We start from the raw sequence: 17,931 nt of genomic DNA, 5'->3' as shown, positions 1-17,931 counted from the left end.
TAGTTTTCAAAGAACAATTTCATGTCGTTCACAAGCGACTTTATTAATTTAACACATCATCACTTTAGTGTCAACACTTTTTTTGTTTTTTAACCGTCACTTACGAAAACTTTATAAGAATGTTTCGCAGCGACGGTTATTAATATACCAAGTATTTTTATAAAGGTCAATACCTTTTATTATTTTTTTAAAATAATTATGAAATGCGATAACATCTATGAAAGATACCATTACCTTTGGTTTCTAAATTGACTACTTCTATTAAATGTTTTTCAATTAAATATTCAATGAGCACTGCTAAATCTACAGAATAAGGGATTAATTCTTTCTCGTTCATAATTTCATTAAACAGCCAGTATTCCTTCCCGCGTAGTACATCCAATAAATGAGAAGTACCAATACTTGTTCTGGAATGAATCAGAAACTCGCTGGCCAAGAACAAAAGCTCCAGTCTTTTTTCTAATGTTTCTTCACTATTCACTAGCTCAACATATAATTTATAAATTTCTGGCTCTATTTGTTTTACCTGATGCCAAACCGTAAGTTCCGGATGGAGACCATTTTCAATTACAGCCAATCGCGCTAAATGATGTAAGGAATGCACAACATAGTTATAGGCATCTAAAAATTGACCGCTCTCAAATAACGCTTTACCATCTACATAGCGGCGTATTAATTTAGCAAACTCTAAGCCCATTTTAATCTTTCGTCCATTAAAAGGAAAATCCCGGAGCTCCGTTTTTAAATTCATGACGTACTCATTACGATCAAACAAAATTTTGGCTTCATGAATCCATTCAAATATCTTTCGGTTCGTGCCCAATAAGAGCCATTCCTGAAGCTGAGATTCTGACACGACATGCATAGCTGCCTTTTTGTCACCGTAGGTATAATGTTTAATAAATAATGACTGGTCAGCCTCTTTTACAATTATCAATAAAACAACATCAAATGAATCAGTAATATGACTTGATTTACGTTTTTTTTCGACCAACAAAACTCCTAGTGTATTGGATTGACTCGCCCTTTCTTGATAAATAGGCCGAAGGATGTCTTCCATTCATCATTCCTCCATTTTATTCAGGTAGCATTATATGTTCGACAGTGGAATCTAATTTCCTTCTTTCCTAAAAGACAAATTTCGACATTCTTTGTATTTTTTCTTACAAAATAATTATGGTATAGTTTGTCTAGGAGGGTGAAACATGGCAAAATATTCGAATAAGATAAATAAAATACGTACTTTTGCATTATCCTTAATCTTTATTGGTTTTATTGTAATGTATATCGGTATTTATTTTAGGACTTCACCAGTTATTATGACCATCTTTATGCTTTTAGGGCTACTTTTTATTATTGCGAGTACTGTCGTTTATTTTTGGATTGGAATGCTTTCAACCAAAACGATTCAAGTGAAGTGCCCTAGCTGCGGCAAACCAACTAAGATGCTTGGTCGGGTGGATATGTGTATGCACTGCCGCGAACCATTAACATTAGATCCTGGTCTTGAAGGAAAACAATTTGATGAATCCTATAATCATAAAAGAGAAAACAAATAAAAAGAGGATGACTAAAACNNGTTTTAGTCATCCTCTTTTTTTAGATAAAACAAACATTAAATTAATTATTAATGCACTTCTTTACTAGCACATTCAGGACAAGACCCGTAAATTTCCATACGATGATTATCAACTTTAAAGCCTGTTACATGTGAAGCTAAATGTTCAACCTCATCTAGACCTGGATAATGGAAATCAACAATTTTACCACAGTTTTGACAAATCACATGGTAATGATGGGAGGTTACAAAATCAAAGCGTGCGGATGCATCCCCATAGGTTAATTCCTTAACAAGTCCAACTTCACGAAATACCCGTAAATTATTGTAAACTGTTGCCACACTCATATTAGGAAATTTTCCTTCAAGGGCTTTATAAATTTCATCTGCTGTAGGATGTGACATCGAGTTTATTAAATATTCAAGTATCGCATGACGTTGCGGAGTAATTCTCACACCCGTATCCTTCAGGGTATCCAACGCTTCTTTTAACTGATTCATCGCCATGCACCTTCTTTCTAAAAAATATTATTAGATTATAATTGTTATAATTAATTTTACTAGGTCTTTTGTACTTTTGTCAATATTGTAATCTAATTAACACTATTTGTTACTAACTATTACCATGTAAGGTTTGTTCATTCTGCCCTAATTGATAATTGACATATCTGGCTGTTACAAACAAAAGGTCGGAAAGCCGGTTTAAATAGGCCAAGACTAGTGGATTGACTTCTTCCCCTAATGAAACCGCACAACGTTCAGCTCTCCGTACGATTGTTCGGGCCACATGGAAGGCAGCACCCGCCGGATGCCCTCCAGGCAGGATGAAATTCGTAAGTCCCGGCAGGGTAGTATCCCAGTCATCAATCTGTTTTTCTAATAGTTCGATATCTGAAGACGCAAGCTTCCACTTAACTTCCTTCCCTGTTGGTGTAGCCAATTCCGCTCCGACATGAAAAAGGTTTGTTTGTATTTTATGATATACATTTTCAATTATTTCTTTCCCTTGGAAATTTTCATTTTTTAAGTAACTTAAGGCAAGACCAATCATAGAGTTTGTTTCATCACAGGTTCCATACGCCTCGACCCGTAAATCATTTTTCGCTACCCTTTGGCCATAAATTAGGGACGTCATACCTTTATCACCTGTTTTGGTATAGATTTTCATTTACTTACCTCCATTAGCGATATTTTATTAACTAAATCCTTATGTAGGGTGGGGCTGTTTTCTTCATCTTAACACCTATACTCATATTTGGAAAAGTTGTAATCATGATATTCAATTTAATAAAAAAAGGGTCACTATGGACCCAAATGATTTTATCTGAGGAGGTATGCCCTAATAAAATGATATTCAATTTATGCTTTCTTGCATTGGACAAATGCCTTTTCTCGTGAAAATAGGCTTTAAAGTATGTAGATTTCTAACTCCAAAGTGCATTAATTCCTTGGTATCCAAAATATACCCCAAAAACAACAAGGGATGCACCTGAAATAATGAATATAGCAATAAAGCTTTTAGCACTTAGAAGTTTTCGGAACCCAGTTGTAAGGGCCGCCACAAATAGATCCCAAAACGTCAAGCCTAGAAAGATCATACCGCTATAAATTAAAAGTGACTCCTTACCATTTGTTTGGGCTATTTTTGCAAGAACAGATCCATAAATCCCGAGCAAAAAAAGGATTGATAACGGACTTGTGATCGACAACATAAAGCCGGTATCCCATCTGCCATCCTCGATCCAACTCTAACAATCCATGCATGCCAAAATCCATTTTTAATTCGCTTATCCAGGCGGGCCGAATTAACCGGACCGATTGGAGCCGCCAATGTAAATCCTAGAATGGGATAACTGATTAGAATATTAATGCTCAAATAACACCACCCACCCTCTTGTTGTCCCAACTTGTACATTTTATAAAAGACTCCATAACGCATGTCTCAAAAATGTGAAAACGTTAAGATTGTTGTACCCCTTCTTTTGCATCAAAGCGTTACAAGAAGGAATAATAAGAAATATTTAGTTAGATGGGAGGAAAAAGATGAAAAACACAGAAAACGCCTTATCGATATTCGCACTTGGCGGCATTAATGAAATCGGAAAAAACATGTATGTTGTTCAGTATGAAGACGATATTTTCATCATCGACTGTGGCGGGAAATTCCCTGATGAAAGCCTACTGGGAATTGATTTAATTATTCCTGACATTACTTATCTAGAGGAGAATCAGGACAAAATCAGGGCCTTAATTGTCACCCATGGTCATGAGGACCATATTGGTGGCATTCCCTATTTCTTAAGAAAATTAAACGTACCGATTTATGCCACCCGATTTACGCTTGGATTAATTGAATTAAAAATCGATGAACATAGGCTAAGAGGAGATTCCAAACTCATTACGATTGACTCCAATTCAAGATTGGAATTCGGATCGGTTGATATTTCCTTTTTTAAAGTAAGCCATAGCATACCAGACTGCCTTGGAATTGTCTTTCATACACCTGAAGGGAATGTGGTCCACACTGGTGATTTTAAATTCGATTTAACACCTGCCAATAATCAATATGCCGATATACATAAAATGGCAGAAATCGGCCAGCAAGGTGTCTTAGTTTTAATTTCAGAAAGTACCAATGCAGAGCGTAAAGGGCTTACACCTTCTGAGCAAATGGTAGGTTCCCATATGGACGAAGCCTTCATAAAAGCTAGAGGGAAAATTTTCATCTCAACATTCGCATCGAATGTCAATCGGGTTCAGCAAGTGGTTGAGTCCGCTTTAAGGACTAATCGGAAGCTAGCCTTGCTTGGCCGCAGTATGGTGAACGTTGTTAATGTCGCCATCGAACGCGGTTATTTAAATGTTCCAGAAGGTATGTTAATCGATGCCAGCGAGGTGGATAAACTGCCGGCTGAAAAGGTTGCAATCCTCTGTACAGGCAGTCAAGGGGAACCAATGGCAGCCTTATCCCGATTAGCTAGCGGAAACTTCCGTGATGTCGCGATTTACCCTGGAGATACGGTGATATTAGCTGCATCCCCAATCCCCGGAAACGAAAAAGATGTTTCTAAAATTATAGACAATTTATTTCAAATCGGGGCTAAAGTAATTTACGGTTCCGGCAGTACAACCGGCATGCATGTGTCCGGTCATGGCTATCAGGAAGACCTAAAGCTTATGCTGACTTTAATGAAACCTACCTATTTCATCCCCATCCATGGTGAATACCGCATGCTCCACCATCATCGGATGTTAGGTGAATCCGTTGGGGTGGAAAAAGGCAATACATTTATTATTAAAAATGGAGACGTCGTCGATATCAAAAATGGAGCTGCCCGTCAGACCCGTTCCGTTCCATCCGGAGATACATATGTAGATGGTATTGGTGTAGGCGATGTCGGCGACATTGTACTACGTGATAGAAAGCAGCTGTCTGAAGATGGAATGCTTGTTATTGTCATTACAATTAGCAAAGGCGACCGAAAGATCATTTCAGGGCCAGATACCATTACTCGCGGGTTTGTTTATGCACGAGACTCGGATGAAATGCTCAAAGAAGTTAACCGCCTCGTTAAAAAGACTGTCAATGACATGCACGCCGAAAATATTCGCCAATGGAATGTTATGAAACAAAACATTAAAAAGTCAGTTGGGCAATATTTATTTACTCAAACCAAGCGAAAACCAATGATTCTCCCGATTATTATAGAAATTTAATAAATAAAGGATGTGCACATAACCCGTGACACATCCTTTTTAAGTTAAAAAAGTATAAAAGTTTTTGACNNCAGCGCCTAGCCCCTCGAGGTCACAAGTCAATCCGTCCAAAAGGTTAAAAGGCAACCTTTCGGCCGGCTTGTCTTGTGCTTGTCGGGGCTGACCAATGCGCTTCCGCTTTTCCTAATTTAATTATTTAAATCATATAAACCCGGGCTATGTTCGTTCGGCATTTCTGAAAGCACCGGAACTGGATATCCATTTGGCGGCGGAACAACCTGCAGTGTACCATCATTCCTACTTGGTGACTGCCCTTGGAATATTTGTCCAATTAGCGTGTCATCCAATCTAAAATTGAATTGTGCATTGTGAAAGCCCATTTCTACATATTTTCGGCATTCTGGATACTTATTAATATCGTAATTTGGCACCGGGAAGATTTTTGCCCAATCGACTCCTAGTGTTTCTAAGGCCTTGGCAAACGCATTTTGATGGGCGTTATCTCTGACAATCAAGAAAGCTAATGTTTCTCTAAATGTCTTATTAGAACTCATTTCATAAATACGCTACTTTTGCAGAACCCCTGTAGACTCTAACACTAGATTGTCCAATAAATCACTAACTAGGTTTCCATGACTATAAACATAACTTCCATTCCAGGGAATACCTGCTGCATCTACTGGCAAAGAGCTTTGTGCTCCCATTATAAAGTGATGTGGATTCGCGTGCTTAATAGCCTCTTCAAGCGGAGCAACTGTACTTCCACCAGCCCCCACTGCTTCTTCTCCTGAGCCATTTAAGAGCTGATTAATCGTTGTTTGGACAAGCTCCACGTGGCTTATTTCCTCTAGAAAAACACCTCTAATTAAATCACGGTATTGCTTTTGATTCCCACGGAAGTTTGAACTTTGAAAAAAGAATTGCATCATAGTCCGCATCTCCCCAAATCTTCCGCCCAAAGTTTCTTGAAGAACCTTTGCTGCGGATGGATCTGGTTTATCTGGTACGATGATGTTAATTAAATCTTCTTTATAAAAATACAAAATAAAAAAACCCCATGGTAGATTAGAATGCTTACTTAGCATCTCCAAACCTTTGCCTACTAATCAGACATTTAATATTTGTGAAAGCAGCTGAAACTAATCTAACTTTTACCGGGGGTATCTAAATTTAGACTAAATTCTCTTTTACATACTGCAATGCTTCTTCGACATGCCCTTGTACTTTTACCTTACGCCACTCTTTTACTAGCTTACCTTCCTTATCAATCACAAACGTCGACCGTTCAATTCCCATGTACTCTTTTCCAAAGTTTTTCTTCAGCTTCCAAACCTCATACGTTTCTGACACTTTATGTTCGTCATCAACTAACAGTAAAAAAGGCAGATTGTACTTTTCGATAAATTTTTCGTGCTTCACTTGAGAGTCTGGGCTGACTCCTAAAATCACGCAATCTAATTCAGTAAAGCTTTGATGGTAATCACGAAAATCACATGCCTGTGTGGTGCACCCAGGAGTCATGTCCTTCGGATAGAAATATAACACAATATTTTTCCCTCTAAAATCTGCTAAGCTAACATTTTCTCCATTTGTTGCCCTTAATTCAAAATCAGGTGCCTGTACGCCAATTTCAATTGTCATTTTTAACCTCTTCCTTCGCTTAGTGATCATTGTTTAAGTGCCGTTGGGTACTCTTATTTATTCTAAGCGTAACCAAACTCACCTAATAACACAACTATATCACTATAAATGAGGTTATTTTTCACTATTTAGCACGACTCTAGCTACAAACGCCGCCGGCAATGTATAGCCAATCAATGCCTCAATAACAGCAACCATCCTCCCTAATCCTTGCGGGAGGACATCGCCGTTGCCCACTGAAAAAAGCGTCATCGCACTAAAATAAAAGCTTGATTCAAAAATATTATGATGGGGATGATTTACTTCACGCAGCAGCGGCATACCAATTAAATTAAACAGAATGTAGATCATGCCAAAACCTAGGATGATTGTTAAATAGACAGCCCCTAAATATAAAAAATTCTCAACCGAAGCAAATTTCCCTCTAAGCGTGTTAGGAATAAATAATGTTCGCAGACTCATAAAAATGCAAAATATGACAACCGGGAGTAAGAAATAGAACACCGAAACCACCCCTATTAGAATACGCGCTACTCTATTCCTATGCAGGCTTGGACGATTAAATAGCAAAAACCAGGCGTTAGCCCGGAATATTAAAGCGGAAGCGCATTGATCAGGGGCTTATGACCCCGAGCCCCTAGGCGCTGGAGCTGGACAATCATCAGAGTTTAATGCTTAATTTAATTCCCTGCACCTCGATATTTTTTAACACCTTGATTCCAAACAATCACTGATAAAATAAAGAAAATAACCCCAATAAACGGCGTTAAAAAGGAATACCAGTACCATTCTTGTTTTTCAAGGAAAAAGGCTGCAGGGTAAATACCCACAAAAGCAAATGGTAAGATCCATGTTAAAACAAAGCGAATCAATTGATTATAGATATTCACCGGGTATCTGCCGTAATTGCTGATATTATACATCATCGGCATCAGCGAGGTCCGTGCATCGGCCCAAAAGCTAATACAAGCAAGCAAAATAAAGATACCGCCATATACTAGTGCTCCACCTACGACAAAAACTATAAACAAAATCGGGTCATACCAATCTATGTCTAAATGAAGCCTGCTGCCGGCATAGAACATAACGGCAAGTCCTGTAATGGCACCTAACAATGATTCAAGTTCAAGTCTTTCTAAAATGATCTGAAATAAACTGTGGATGGGCCGTGTTAAAATTCGGTCCAATTCTCCTTTTACAATGTAACGCTCGTTAAAATCCCAAATATTAAAAAAGGCTGAAAAAACCGCAAATGGGACTAAGAAAAATCCATAGATAAAAATAATTTCATCCCTGTTCCATCCGTGCAGTAAATGAGTGTGCCCAAATACAACTAAAATAAAAATAAGGTTAATGGCTTGCGAGAGCAAGTCGGAGAAAAACTCAACAAACACGTCAGCCCGATATTGGAATCTCGTTTTTAAATACTGTGATAGATATTGAAAAAACATCGATAAATAGAACACACATTACCCCCCTTGAATAATCAACTGTTTTTTCGCTAGATGCCAAAGTAAATAAATTGGCAGCATTAAGATGATTACCCAAATAAATTGCTGGCCGATAGCAGCTATCGCTTGATCATGCGAAAACCCTTTGGTAAAAATCATACTTGGCGCATAACTAATTCCTTGGAATGGCAGAAAGCCCATTATAGATTGCGCCCATCCAGGGAAAAAACTAATTGGCAGAAGAAGACCTGAAAACAAGTCAATCACCACTCGCTTCGCACGAATTAATCCAGCATTATTATATAAGAAGAAAGTGGTAATACCCGTTAATAAATTCAGCTCAGTATTAATAAAAAAGCTCAACATAATAGAAATAGCAAATAACCCCCATACACTTAAATCCCAAGTGAATTGAATCGGAAAAATAAAATACACGATAATAAGTCCAGGAGCTGAAAAGAAGAACAGTCTAAAAATCCCTTCCCCTAAACCCTGCATCGTTTTCATTCCTAAATAATTGTAGGGTCTGATTAGTTCAATCGCGACTTTTCCTTCCATAATTTCTTGAGCCATCTCGCGGTCAAGATTATTAAAATAAAAGGCTCTTGCCATCCAGGAAACCGCTACATAGGTAGTCATTTGGACAACCGAAAGCCCTTGGATCTGTTCTTTTCCACCATAAATAGCCGTCCAAAGAAAATAATAAGCACCAATATTAATACTATAAATGAGAATGCCTGTATAATAATTAGTCCGGTATGCCAGCATCATTAAAAAACGGATTCTAATCATTTCTAAATATTTATCCAACTTCCACAGCACCCTTTTCATAGATATTTCGAATAATTTCTTCTGTCGAAGTTTCATTTATTTTTACATCTTTAATTTTGAATGCTGCAACGACTTGGGCGATAACCTGTGAAATTAATTCATCACGATCCTCCACTGTCGCAGTAAAAATCTGGTCCTTCTCATCTATCTCCCACACCACCGGAAGTCCGCTGGTTATTTTTTTTACTGCAGGAATATCGACTGCCTCAAGAAATTGGAATTGCAATTCTTTCTGGTCACCCCATTTTTCTTTTAACTCCCTTAATCCTCCGTCATAAATGATGTTTCCTTCATCAAGCATCACAACACGCTCACACAATGCCTCAATATCCGAGAGGTCATGAGTGGTCAGTAGAATCGTAGTGTTATATTTTTCATTAATTTCTTTCAAGAACTCCCGAATTTTCAACTTTACCAGGACATCTAATCCGATGGTTGGTTCATCTAAGAAAAGTAACGGAGGGTTGTGAATTAACGCGGCAGCAAGTTCACAGCGCATTCTTTGACCGAGTGATAACTTTCTTACTGGCTTGTCTAAAAGTGGTTCAATATCCAATGTCTTAATGACATGGTTCATATGCTGGTCGTAATGTTCGTCAGATACTTTATAAACTTTTTTCAACAAGCGGAATGACTCCTGCACAGCAATATCCCACCATAATTGCGAACGCTGCCCAAATACAACGCCAATTGTCTGCACAAATCGTTCCCGTTCCTTATGCGGATTCATCCCGTTAACAATGATTTCACCGGATGTCGGGGTTAATATCCCGGTCAGCATTTTAATAGTGGTGGATTTACCTGCCCCATTTTCACCAATGTAGCCCACCATCTCCCCTTTTTTGACTGAAAAATTAATATCATTCACAGCAGGTAAAACTTTATAATTACGGGTAAATAAATCCCGAAATGCGCCTTTTAAACCGGTACGGCTAGAATAGGCTTTAAACTCTTTTCGTAAATTTTTAACTTGAATTACATTTTCCATTTTGCGCCCTCCTGATACATTGCCCTAGAGAATTAGTTTAGCCAAATAATATTGATAAAACAACAATCCTGTATTTCAACAAATTTTCTAAAATATAAAACAGATAGAACTCAACATAAAAAGTGATAAAATAGAGAGATACGTAAATGAAGGAGGAAAGATTGTGCAATTTTCAAATTCAGAAAGATTACATAATGAAGCGTTAGAACACATTGTAGGCGGAGTTAACAGCCCTTCAAGGTCTTACAAGGCAGTTGGCGGGGGTTCCCCGGTGGTTATGGAACGAGGTCAAGGCGCTTATTTTTGGGACGTCGACGGCAACCAATATATCGATTTTCTTGCGGCTTATGGTCCAATTATTACAGGCCATGCCCACCCGCATATTACCGAAGCCATTAAACGTGCTGCAGAGACGGGAGTTCTCTATGGAACTCCAACTCCTCATGAGGTTAAATTTGCCAAAATGTTAAAAGAAGCCATACCATCCTTAGATAAAGTTCGATTTGTTAACTCGGGAACAGAGGCCGTCATGTCTACCATTCGTGTTGCCCGCGCCCACACCGGACGTGATAAAATTATTAAATTTGCCGGCTGTTATCATGGGCATTCAGACCTTGTGCTCGTTGCCGCTGGTTCAGGTCCATCTACTCTCGGGACACCGGATTCTGCTGGTGTGCCAAAGAGCATTGCCCAAGAAGTAATCACGGTTCCTTTCAATGATATTGAACCATTTAAACAAGCATTAGAAAAATGGGGCGATCAGGTTGCTGCTGTATTAGTTGAACCAATCGTCGGAAACTTCGGGATTGTTGAACCGAAGCCTGGCTTCCTGCAACAAGTCAATGACCTCACCCATGAATCAGGGGCACTGGTTATCTATGATGAAGTCATAACAGCCTTTCGTTTTATGTATGGAGGAGCACAGGATTTATTAGGGGTGCAGCCTGATCTAACCGCATTAGGGAAAATTATCGGCGGCGGTCTTCCAATTGGAGCATACGGCGGACGTAAAGAAATTATGGAGAAGGTGGCCCCGCTAGGAACTGCCTACCAAGCGGGCACGATGGCTGGAAACCCTGCATCAATGCTCTCAGGAATTGCCTGCCTTGAAGTCTTAAAGCAAGATGGAGTGTATGAGTATTTAGATCGATTAGGGGCTATGCTCGAAGAAGGTATTTTGGAAGCTGCCAAGGAGAATGGTATTGAAATAACCATTAACCGTTTAAAAGGCGCTTTAACTGTTTATTTTACGAATGAAAAAATAGAAAATTATGAGCAGGCAGAAAAAACTGATGGTCAAATGTTTGGAAAGTTTTTCAAACTTATGCTTCACCAAGGAATTAATCTTGCCCCGTCAAAATATGAAGCTTGGTTCTTAACCATTGCTCATACAGAAGAAGACATCGAAGCGACATTACACGCGGTAAGGAATGCATTTTCTTCACTTAAAGACGAATAATTATGCATTTTTTATGCAAGAGCGGGAGTGGAAAACACTCCCCTTTATATTTAAAACGCGAATGAAAACGTTTACACTGACCTATTTCTTCCTGAATTTGCATATTTTTTAGTATACTTTTTTATCCAAAATAATGTATATTTATTTGATTTCTGAAAATTCTTGTGATAATATTAGCTTATTATTTCTTTGTTTGAATCTTTTTCTTTTACCCTTAATAAAGAGTTAAAAATTCCGCTTTAAAAAAGTAGTTTTATAAACTAATAGTATCATAGGAGGTGAAACGGCTTTAACGGTGAACCGATAAAGCCATGAATAATGTCACAAAACTGGACCCCTTCCCTATTTAAAGATTTCCATAAGCAGGAACATGATGCCTGCGGAATTGTCGCTTGTCTTGAAAAAAGTAAAATTCCAACTAGAAAAAATATTTTTGACTGTATAGAAGCACTTGTTACAATGAACCATCGCGCTGGTTTTATTAACGGCGAAGGTGATGGTGTTGGGATCCATATGGACATTCCAACAAAGCTTTGGAAACACAAACTAACTGCTGCCGGCATTGATGCAAACCTTGCAGACCAAGAGGACTTTGCTGTCGGTCATGTGTTTATAAGCCAAAAGGTAAACTGGCAATCAACCAAACAAGAACTACAAAAAAAGCTAGAAAAATACGAACTTACCTTAGTTTTTGAGACAGATGAAGTGACAGACTCTGCTGCGCTAGGTCCAATTGCCATCCAAGAAAATCCTGTGTTCTGGCAATTTGCCTGTGTTTCTACTAAGAAAGGCAAGGAACTGACAAAGAATCTGTTTGACGCGCTTATTGACTTTGAGATAAACGAGCATGTACATGTAGCATCACTTAGCCAAAATCATGTAGTTTATAAAGTTATGGGTGCGGGAGATATTTTGCCTCGTTACTATCATGACTTAGCGAATCCACTTGTCGCTTCAACCATGACTTTAGGCCATAATCGTTATTCTACCAATACGCTATCAAGCTTTTTCCGTGTTCAGCCATTTAGTGTCCTTGGTCACAACGGTGAAATTAATACCATTGCCAAGCTTCGTGATGAAGCAAGAATGATTGGGGTTCCGCTTGTTAAAGACGGAAGTGACTCACAGGACTTAAGCCGTACTATGGAAACATTAATCTGTCGTGACGGATACTCTTTATTTGAAACAATGGATTTATTGTTCCCGCCAATCATAAATGAAATCAAAGCATACCCTGAACATCTTCAGGATTTATATACGTATCTTCGTGAAGCATGGGGACACTTTGCTCAAGGACCAGCAGGTATAATTTCCCGCTATGGTGATGAGGCAGTATTTAGTGTAGATGCTTTAGGATTACGTCCACTATGGATGCTTGAAACTGAAAGCTCTTATCTTTTCTCATCTGAACCAGGGATTATTCCTTCAAGTGAATATGTGAATGATCCGAAGCCATTAGCACCAGGAGAGAAAGTTGGTTTTAAATGGAACGGTGAGACATTAGCAGTTTTCGAGCATAGCCAATACCAAAACGAAGTATACAGCCGTTTCAATGACCGCTTAGCAATTAGTGAATCAAGAGTTAGACTTCAGCCTCCAACATTTAATAAAATTGTTACAATGAGTTATCCAGATAAAATTCACAACGGACAATATAAAGCATTTGGCTGGGAACGTGATCATATTCAATTAATTGAACAAATGGCCGAAAAAGGTGTCGAGCCGATTCGTTCACTTGGACATGACGCCCCACTTGCAGCCCTTAATCCAGAGCGAGTGAATATCGCTGACTATATTAAAGAAAGTGTTGCCGTTGTAACGAACCCTGCTATTGACCGTGACCGTGAAACAGAGCACTTCTCTACACGTGTCATTGTTGGTAAACGTCCAGTCTTATTTGCCGCTGAAAAAGCAAATGCAGTCATTGAGCTTACCACTCCTCTTTTACTGGAAGGAAAAGCTGGATTCTTGTGTGCAGAAGAGGTAGGACAGCCTAGTTTTGATCAGGTAGTCCAACATTTTCAAGAGCTGAAATTAGCTGCCTTCATTTCAACAACGTTTGCAAGCAGCGAAAAATTAGATGAGGCACTAGAAAGACTGGCAAATGAAGCGGTTCAAGCCGTTCAAGCTGGTAAAACACTGCTGATCCTTGATGATGCGAAAGCACACCAAGAAGATTCCTACTGGATTGATTCACATTTAGCGACTTCTGCGATTGATCAAGCATTAGTAAAAGCTGAGTTAAGAAGAGACTGTTCTTTACTACTACGTTCAGCATCAATTCGTTCGCTTCATGATGTAATTACAGTATTCGGTTTAGGAGCAGATTTGATTAGCCCATATTACATGTTCTTAACCGTTCAAGATGAAACAACTAAACCGTTAACAAACCTATATAGTGCTTTAACAAAAGGGTTAGAAAAGGTAATTTCTACGATTGGAATTCACGAGCTGCGCGGATACGGCAGACTGTACTCAAGCATTGGGTTACATGATGAAGTTGCCAAAGTATTAAACATCGTAAACTTCTTTGGTTCAAATGAAATCAAGATGGATTTCGAAGCAATGAAGCAGGATTCTATCAAAAGAGCAGCAGATTACCAGAATGATAAAGAAAGAGTCGGCAAAACGTTCCACCTCTTCCCACGTATTTGGAAAGCCATTGGCGAAGTTGCTTCTACCGGTGACTATAACGCATATCGCGATAAAATAACTGAGCAAGAAGAGCAAAATCCGACTACAATTCGTCATTTGGTATCACTTAAAAAGAGTGACAAACAAGTATCACCAGAAGAAGTGGATCTTCGTGTTGGCGAACATGATTTACCATTCTTAATTTCTTCCATGTCATTTGGTTCTCAGAACGAAATTGCGTTTAGAGCCTATGCCGAAGGTGCTGATCGTTTGAACATGGTAAGTTTAAATGGTGAGGGCGGAGAAATTAAGGATATGCTTGGAAAATATCCAAGAACAAGAGGACAGCAAATTGCATCAGGCCGTTTTGGTGTAAATGCTGAACTGTTAAACTCTTCAAACCTATTAGAAATTAAGATTGGTCAGGGTGCAAAGCCTGGTGAAGGCGGACACTTACCTGGATCAAAGGTTACAGCAAAGGTTGCTGCTGCTCGTAACGCAACACTTGGTTCAGATTTAATTTCACCATCTAATAACCATGATATCTATTCAATTGAAGATTTGGCCCAAATGATTTTAGAATTAAAAACAGCCAATGACCAAGCTAAAATTGCGGTTAAAGTACCAGTTGTACCAAATATCGGTACAATCGCAGTTGGTATTGCCAAAGCTGGTGCAGATATCATCACACTAAGCGGCTTTGATGGCGGTACAGGTGCAGCTAGAATCCATGCCCTTCAATATGTTGGCTTGCCTGTCGAAATTGGGGTTAAAGCAGCTCACAATGCCCTATTAGAAAGCGGTCTTCGCCATAAAGTAGAAATTTGGGCAGATGGCGGCATGAAGAGCGCCATGGACGTTATTAAAATTATGCTTTTAGGTGCTAACCGTGTTGGTTTCGGTACATTAGCAATGCTTTCAATTGGTTGTACAACATGCCGCGGCTGTCATTTGGATACTTGCCATGTTGGTATTGCAACCCAAATTGAATCAGAAGCACAAGCGAAAGAACACGGCCTTCGACGTTTTGTTCCTAGACAATTAGATTTAGCAGTTCAAGGAATTATGAATCTATTTACTGCATTTGGAACGGAATTAAAAGCTCTTGCTGCTTCATTAGGTATTAAAAATTTACAAGATGCAGTAGGTCATTCTGAACTACTTGAGCAGATTAAGGGTGAAAACCAACTTAGCCTATCTTACCTGTTAAAAACGCTTGAAATTAGCCAATTTGCAAAAGTTGAAGCTTCAAAATCAATGGATGAAGTTCAAATGCAGGTGGCTGCCGGTGCAGAATATCTTGATGCAAGTGTGGATCAGCTTCATTCTTCACGTGAGTTCTTAAGTGTAACATCTGAACAAAGGGTACTAGGAAGCCGGGTATCCTGCCACCGCGTCCGCGGCAGACTAGATGGTTCCTATAAGCAGCTGGCTCCTGTTCAGCTCAAATATAAGGAAGGCTCTATCCCTGGTAACGGTTTAGGTGCATATAACAGTGAGGGAATTGAAATTACTGTCAATGGCGGCGGACAAGACGGAGTCGGAAAAACTTCCTTCGGCGGTAATATTCATGTTCTTAAGTCTAAAGGTAAAAATGGCCGTTACCTCAATGGTTCTGTTGGTAAAGGTTTCGGTTACGGTGCTCAAAAAGGTCTTCTCGTTGCTCAAGGAAATGCTGATGCCCGTGCGGGAATCCGTCTCTCTGGCGCTGATTTAATTATTGGTGGTGCCGTGAAGAAGCCTATCCACGAAAAAGAAGCTGGAAATATCGGAGCAAACGCAAATATCAAAGGTTTTGCCTTTGAATATATGACAAATGGCCGCGGCCTTGTTTTAGGTGACCCAGGTCCATGGATTTGTGCAGGTATGACCGGTGGTGTTGTTTATGTCCGTCATCAGCCTGAATTGGGTCTAACCAAAGATGCCATTCAGCGTCGTGTTGCAAAAGGTGCCAAAGTATCTGTTGTCAATTTAGATGAAAAAGGCAAAAAAGATATTAATGAATTATTAGGTCAATATACTACTTTGCTGGCGCAAAATGGTCAAAGTGAAGAGGCAGAACAGCTTAGAAGCCTTTTAGAAAATCCAGAAAATCACTTTGTGCAAATTCTCCCTGTTAAAGAGCAGGCAGATCCATCTGTATCAACAGAGTGATGAAAGAAAAGCGAAAGCGTCCCGTTTAGCGGCGTACGGCCTGGAGTGCTTCGACTGAGATAAAGGAAAACCGAAATGCGGAAGCGCCTTGTTAAGGCGCTGAAGCTAGACAACACGAAGAGCGACAGTGATTCGATGTTGACTTATCGTAGGGAGAAGCGCGAAGGACACTAGCCGCTGGGTGCTGAAGCTAGACAATTTCCAAAGTCGATTTTTATATGAAACGTCCGCTGATTCTAGCGGACGTTTTTTTAACATTTTTTTCATATAAATTGAATATATAAATTGATATAATATCTCTTGATAAAATGGGGTAAACATTGTATAGTACATATTTGTTATTCATTGAACAGATAAACGAACATTCGAAAGGAAATTAATTAAATGAAGTTAGGTGCCCGCATTTTAAAAACGGGAATAGCCATTGCATTATCCCTCTTTATTGGCCAGCTGGTGCATTCCCCATCCCCTGTCTTTGCCGGGATTGCAGCAATTTTTGCGATTCAACCGACCATATACCGCTCTTATTTGACTATTATTGAACAGATTCAAGGAAATATTATTGGTGCCTTGTTTGCGGTAATTTTTGTTCTTCTTTTAGGAAATCACATCATTGTCATCGGACTGGCCGCCATTATTGTTATTCTTCTAAATCTTAAGTTTAAACTAGAAAATACAATCGGATTATCACTCGTAACCTTAATTTCTATCATGGAGATGCAAAGCGGTAATTTTATTCAGTTTGCTGGTATTCGTTTCTCGACCATTATGATTGGGGTATTCTCCGCTTTTTTAGTCAATCTCATCTTTATGCCGCCAAAGTATGAAAATAAACTTTACTTTAAAATAGTAAATACAACAGAAGAAATCATTAAATGGATTCGCTTAAGCACCAGACATGACTATGATCACCAATTACTTAAAGCAGATATTAAGACTTTTAAAGAGAGCATTCTTTCTATGGAGCAGTTGTATACGATGTATAAAGAAGAACGCAGTTATTTTAAAAAAGTTAAGCTGGAAAAATCAAGAAAGCTGGTTATTTATCGTCAATTAAATTTAACGGCTAAAAAAGCCTTGGATACACTTAAAAGGCTGCATCGTTTTGAAAACGAACTTTTACAGCTTTCCGATAGCTTTAAACAGTCGATCCAAGATCAATTAGATAGCTTAATCTATCATCATGAACAGGTTTTACTCCGCTTTATTGGAAAAGTCCCAACTCCGTCCTCAGGTGATAAAGAAATAAACTACATTAATAAAAAAGAGTTGTTCGATTTCTATTTAAAGCATGTAAGAGAAAACAACGATCATGATAATCCGCATTTATATCATTCCATGCAAATTATCGCTACAATTATCGATTACGGAGAACAAGTCGAACATCTTGATACTTTAATAACCAGCTTTCATTCCTACCATCATAACGAAGTATCGGTCGAAGAGGTACACGATTAAATGGAAAGAACCCCAGCATCTGAACTATAACCCGAATAAT

Annotated in this window: 13 protein-coding genes and 2 pseudogenes; 5 read left to right on the top strand and 10 right to left on the bottom strand. The window is 38.8% G+C overall.

Annotated elements, in window-relative coordinates; all coding sequences use genetic code 11:
• Window positions 1-196: 196 nt before the first annotated feature.
• Window positions 197-1,060, bottom strand: coding sequence for a nucleotidyltransferase-like protein (locus tag COD92_RS18140; RefSeq protein ID WP_098528009.1), 864 nt, complete (start codon window positions 1,058-1,060; stop codon window positions 197-199).
• Window positions 1,061-1,205: 145 nt separating this feature from the next.
• Between COD92_RS18140 and COD92_RS18135 the strand changes: the two genes are divergently transcribed.
• Window positions 1,206-1,559, top strand: coding sequence for a YgzB family protein (locus COD92_RS18135; protein WP_098528008.1), 354 nt, complete (start codon window positions 1,206-1,208; stop codon window positions 1,557-1,559).
• Window positions 1,560-1,627: 68 nt separating this feature from the next.
• On the opposite strand, the gene perR is transcribed toward COD92_RS18135, so the two are convergent.
• The 3 genes and pseudogenes from perR to COD92_RS18120 form a co-directional block, all read right to left on the bottom strand.
• Window positions 1,628-2,065, bottom strand: coding sequence for a peroxide-responsive transcriptional repressor PerR (perR, locus tag COD92_RS18130; RefSeq protein WP_098528007.1), 438 nt, complete (start codon window positions 2,063-2,065; stop codon window positions 1,628-1,630).
• Between the two features lie 106 nt (window positions 2,066-2,171).
• Complete coding sequence (locus COD92_RS18125; protein WP_098996435.1) at window positions 2,172-2,726, bottom strand: cob(I)yrinic acid a,c-diamide adenosyltransferase; 555 nt, start codon at window positions 2,724-2,726, stop codon at window positions 2,172-2,174.
• A gap of 256 nt (window positions 2,727-2,982) precedes the next feature.
• Window positions 2,983-3,428 (bottom strand): annotated as a pseudogene (locus COD92_RS18120) (LysE family transporter).
• Window positions 3,429-3,601: 173 nt separating this feature from the next.
• Here COD92_RS18120 and COD92_RS18115 point away from each other — a divergent pair.
• Window positions 3,602-5,275 (top strand): ribonuclease J, encoded by a 1,674-nt coding sequence (locus COD92_RS18115; protein WP_098528005.1) that lies wholly within the window; start codon window positions 3,602-3,604, stop codon window positions 5,273-5,275.
• A 188-nt stretch (window positions 5,276-5,463) separates the two neighbouring features.
• Here COD92_RS18115 and COD92_RS18110 read toward each other — a convergent pair.
• The 6 genes and pseudogenes from COD92_RS18110 to COD92_RS18085 form a co-directional block, all read right to left on the bottom strand.
• A pseudogene (locus COD92_RS18110) lies at window positions 5,464-6,318 on the bottom strand (manganese catalase family protein).
• A gap of 127 nt (window positions 6,319-6,445) precedes the next feature.
• The gene (bcp, locus tag COD92_RS18105; protein WP_098528004.1) at window positions 6,446-6,916 is read right to left on the bottom strand and encodes a thioredoxin-dependent thiol peroxidase; all 471 of its coding nucleotides are present in this window, start codon (window positions 6,914-6,916) and stop codon (window positions 6,446-6,448) included.
• A 114-nt stretch (window positions 6,917-7,030) separates the two neighbouring features.
• The gene (locus COD92_RS18100; protein ID WP_255286546.1) at window positions 7,031-7,420 is read right to left on the bottom strand and encodes a potassium channel family protein; all 390 of its coding nucleotides are present in this window, start codon (window positions 7,418-7,420) and stop codon (window positions 7,031-7,033) included.
• Window positions 7,421-7,596: 176 nt separating this feature from the next.
• Window positions 7,597-8,382, bottom strand: a complete 786-nt coding sequence (locus COD92_RS18095; RefSeq protein WP_098528003.1) for an ABC transporter permease — start codon at window positions 8,380-8,382, stop codon at window positions 7,597-7,599.
• Between the two features lie 3 nt (window positions 8,383-8,385).
• On the bottom strand, window positions 8,386-9,177 hold the full coding sequence (locus COD92_RS18090) for an ABC transporter permease (RefSeq protein WP_098528002.1): 792 nt from the start codon (window positions 9,175-9,177) through the stop codon (window positions 8,386-8,388).
• A complete protein-coding gene (locus COD92_RS18085) occupies window positions 9,170-10,186 on the bottom strand; it encodes an ABC transporter ATP-binding protein (protein WP_098528001.1) in 1,017 nt (338 codons plus the stop codon). The genes COD92_RS18090 and COD92_RS18085 overlap by 8 nt, the downstream gene beginning before the upstream one ends.
• Before the next feature lie 163 nt (window positions 10,187-10,349).
• On the opposite strand from COD92_RS18085, the gene COD92_RS18080 reads away from it, so the two are divergent.
• The 3 genes from COD92_RS18080 (at window position 10,350) to COD92_RS18070 (ending at window position 17,891) form a co-directional block, all read left to right on the top strand.
• Entirely contained in the window at window positions 10,350-11,645 is a 1,296-nt protein-coding gene (locus COD92_RS18080) for a glutamate-1-semialdehyde 2,1-aminomutase (protein ID WP_176541072.1), read from the top strand.
• 318 nt (window positions 11,646-11,963) lie between these two features.
• On the top strand, window positions 11,964-16,433 hold the full coding sequence (locus tag COD92_RS18075) for a glutamate synthase-related protein (protein ID WP_098527999.1): 4,470 nt from the start codon (window positions 11,964-11,966) through the stop codon (window positions 16,431-16,433).
• Window positions 16,434-16,817: 384 nt separating this feature from the next.
• The gene (locus tag COD92_RS18070) at window positions 16,818-17,891 is read left to right on the top strand and encodes an FUSC family protein (RefSeq protein WP_098996434.1); all 1,074 of its coding nucleotides are present in this window, start codon (window positions 16,818-16,820) and stop codon (window positions 17,889-17,891) included.
• The last annotated feature ends 40 nt before the right edge of the window (window positions 17,892-17,931 follow it).

The sequence above is a fragment of the Bacillus sp. AFS037270 genome (assembly GCF_002585305.1).
The sequence above is the reverse complement of the archived record's forward strand: the minus strand, read 5'-3'. Positions and strand labels throughout refer to the sequence as shown.

Excerpts from the sequence above, each read along its gene's own strand:
- COD92_RS18140 (WP_098528009.1), bottom strand. The coding sequence starts at position 1,060 with ATGGAAGACATCCTTCGGCCTATTTATCAAGAAAGGGCGAGTCAATCC.
- COD92_RS18135 (WP_098528008.1), top strand. The coding sequence starts at position 1,206 with ATGGCAAAATATTCGAATAAGATAAATAAAATACGTACTTTTGCATTA.
- perR (WP_098528007.1), bottom strand. The coding sequence starts at position 2,065 with ATGGCGATGAATCAGTTAAAAGAAGCGTTGGATACCCTGAAGGATACG.
- COD92_RS18125 (WP_098996435.1), bottom strand. The coding sequence starts at position 2,726 with ATGAAAATCTATACCAAAACAGGTGATAAAGGTATGACGTCCCTAATT.
- COD92_RS18115 (WP_098528005.1), top strand. The coding sequence starts at position 3,602 with ATGAAAAACACAGAAAACGCCTTATCGATATTCGCACTTGGCGGCATT.
- bcp (WP_098528004.1), bottom strand. The coding sequence starts at position 6,916 with ATGACAATTGAAATTGGCGTACAGGCACCTGATTTTGAATTAAGGGCA.
- COD92_RS18085 (WP_098528001.1), bottom strand. The coding sequence starts at position 10,186 with ATGGAAAATGTAATTCAAGTTAAAAATTTACGAAAAGAGTTTAAAGCC.
- COD92_RS18075 (WP_098527999.1), top strand. The coding sequence starts at position 11,964 with ATGTCACAAAACTGGACCCCTTCCCTATTTAAAGATTTCCATAAGCAG.
- COD92_RS18070 (WP_098996434.1), top strand. The coding sequence starts at position 16,818 with ATGAAGTTAGGTGCCCGCATTTTAAAAACGGGAATAGCCATTGCATTA.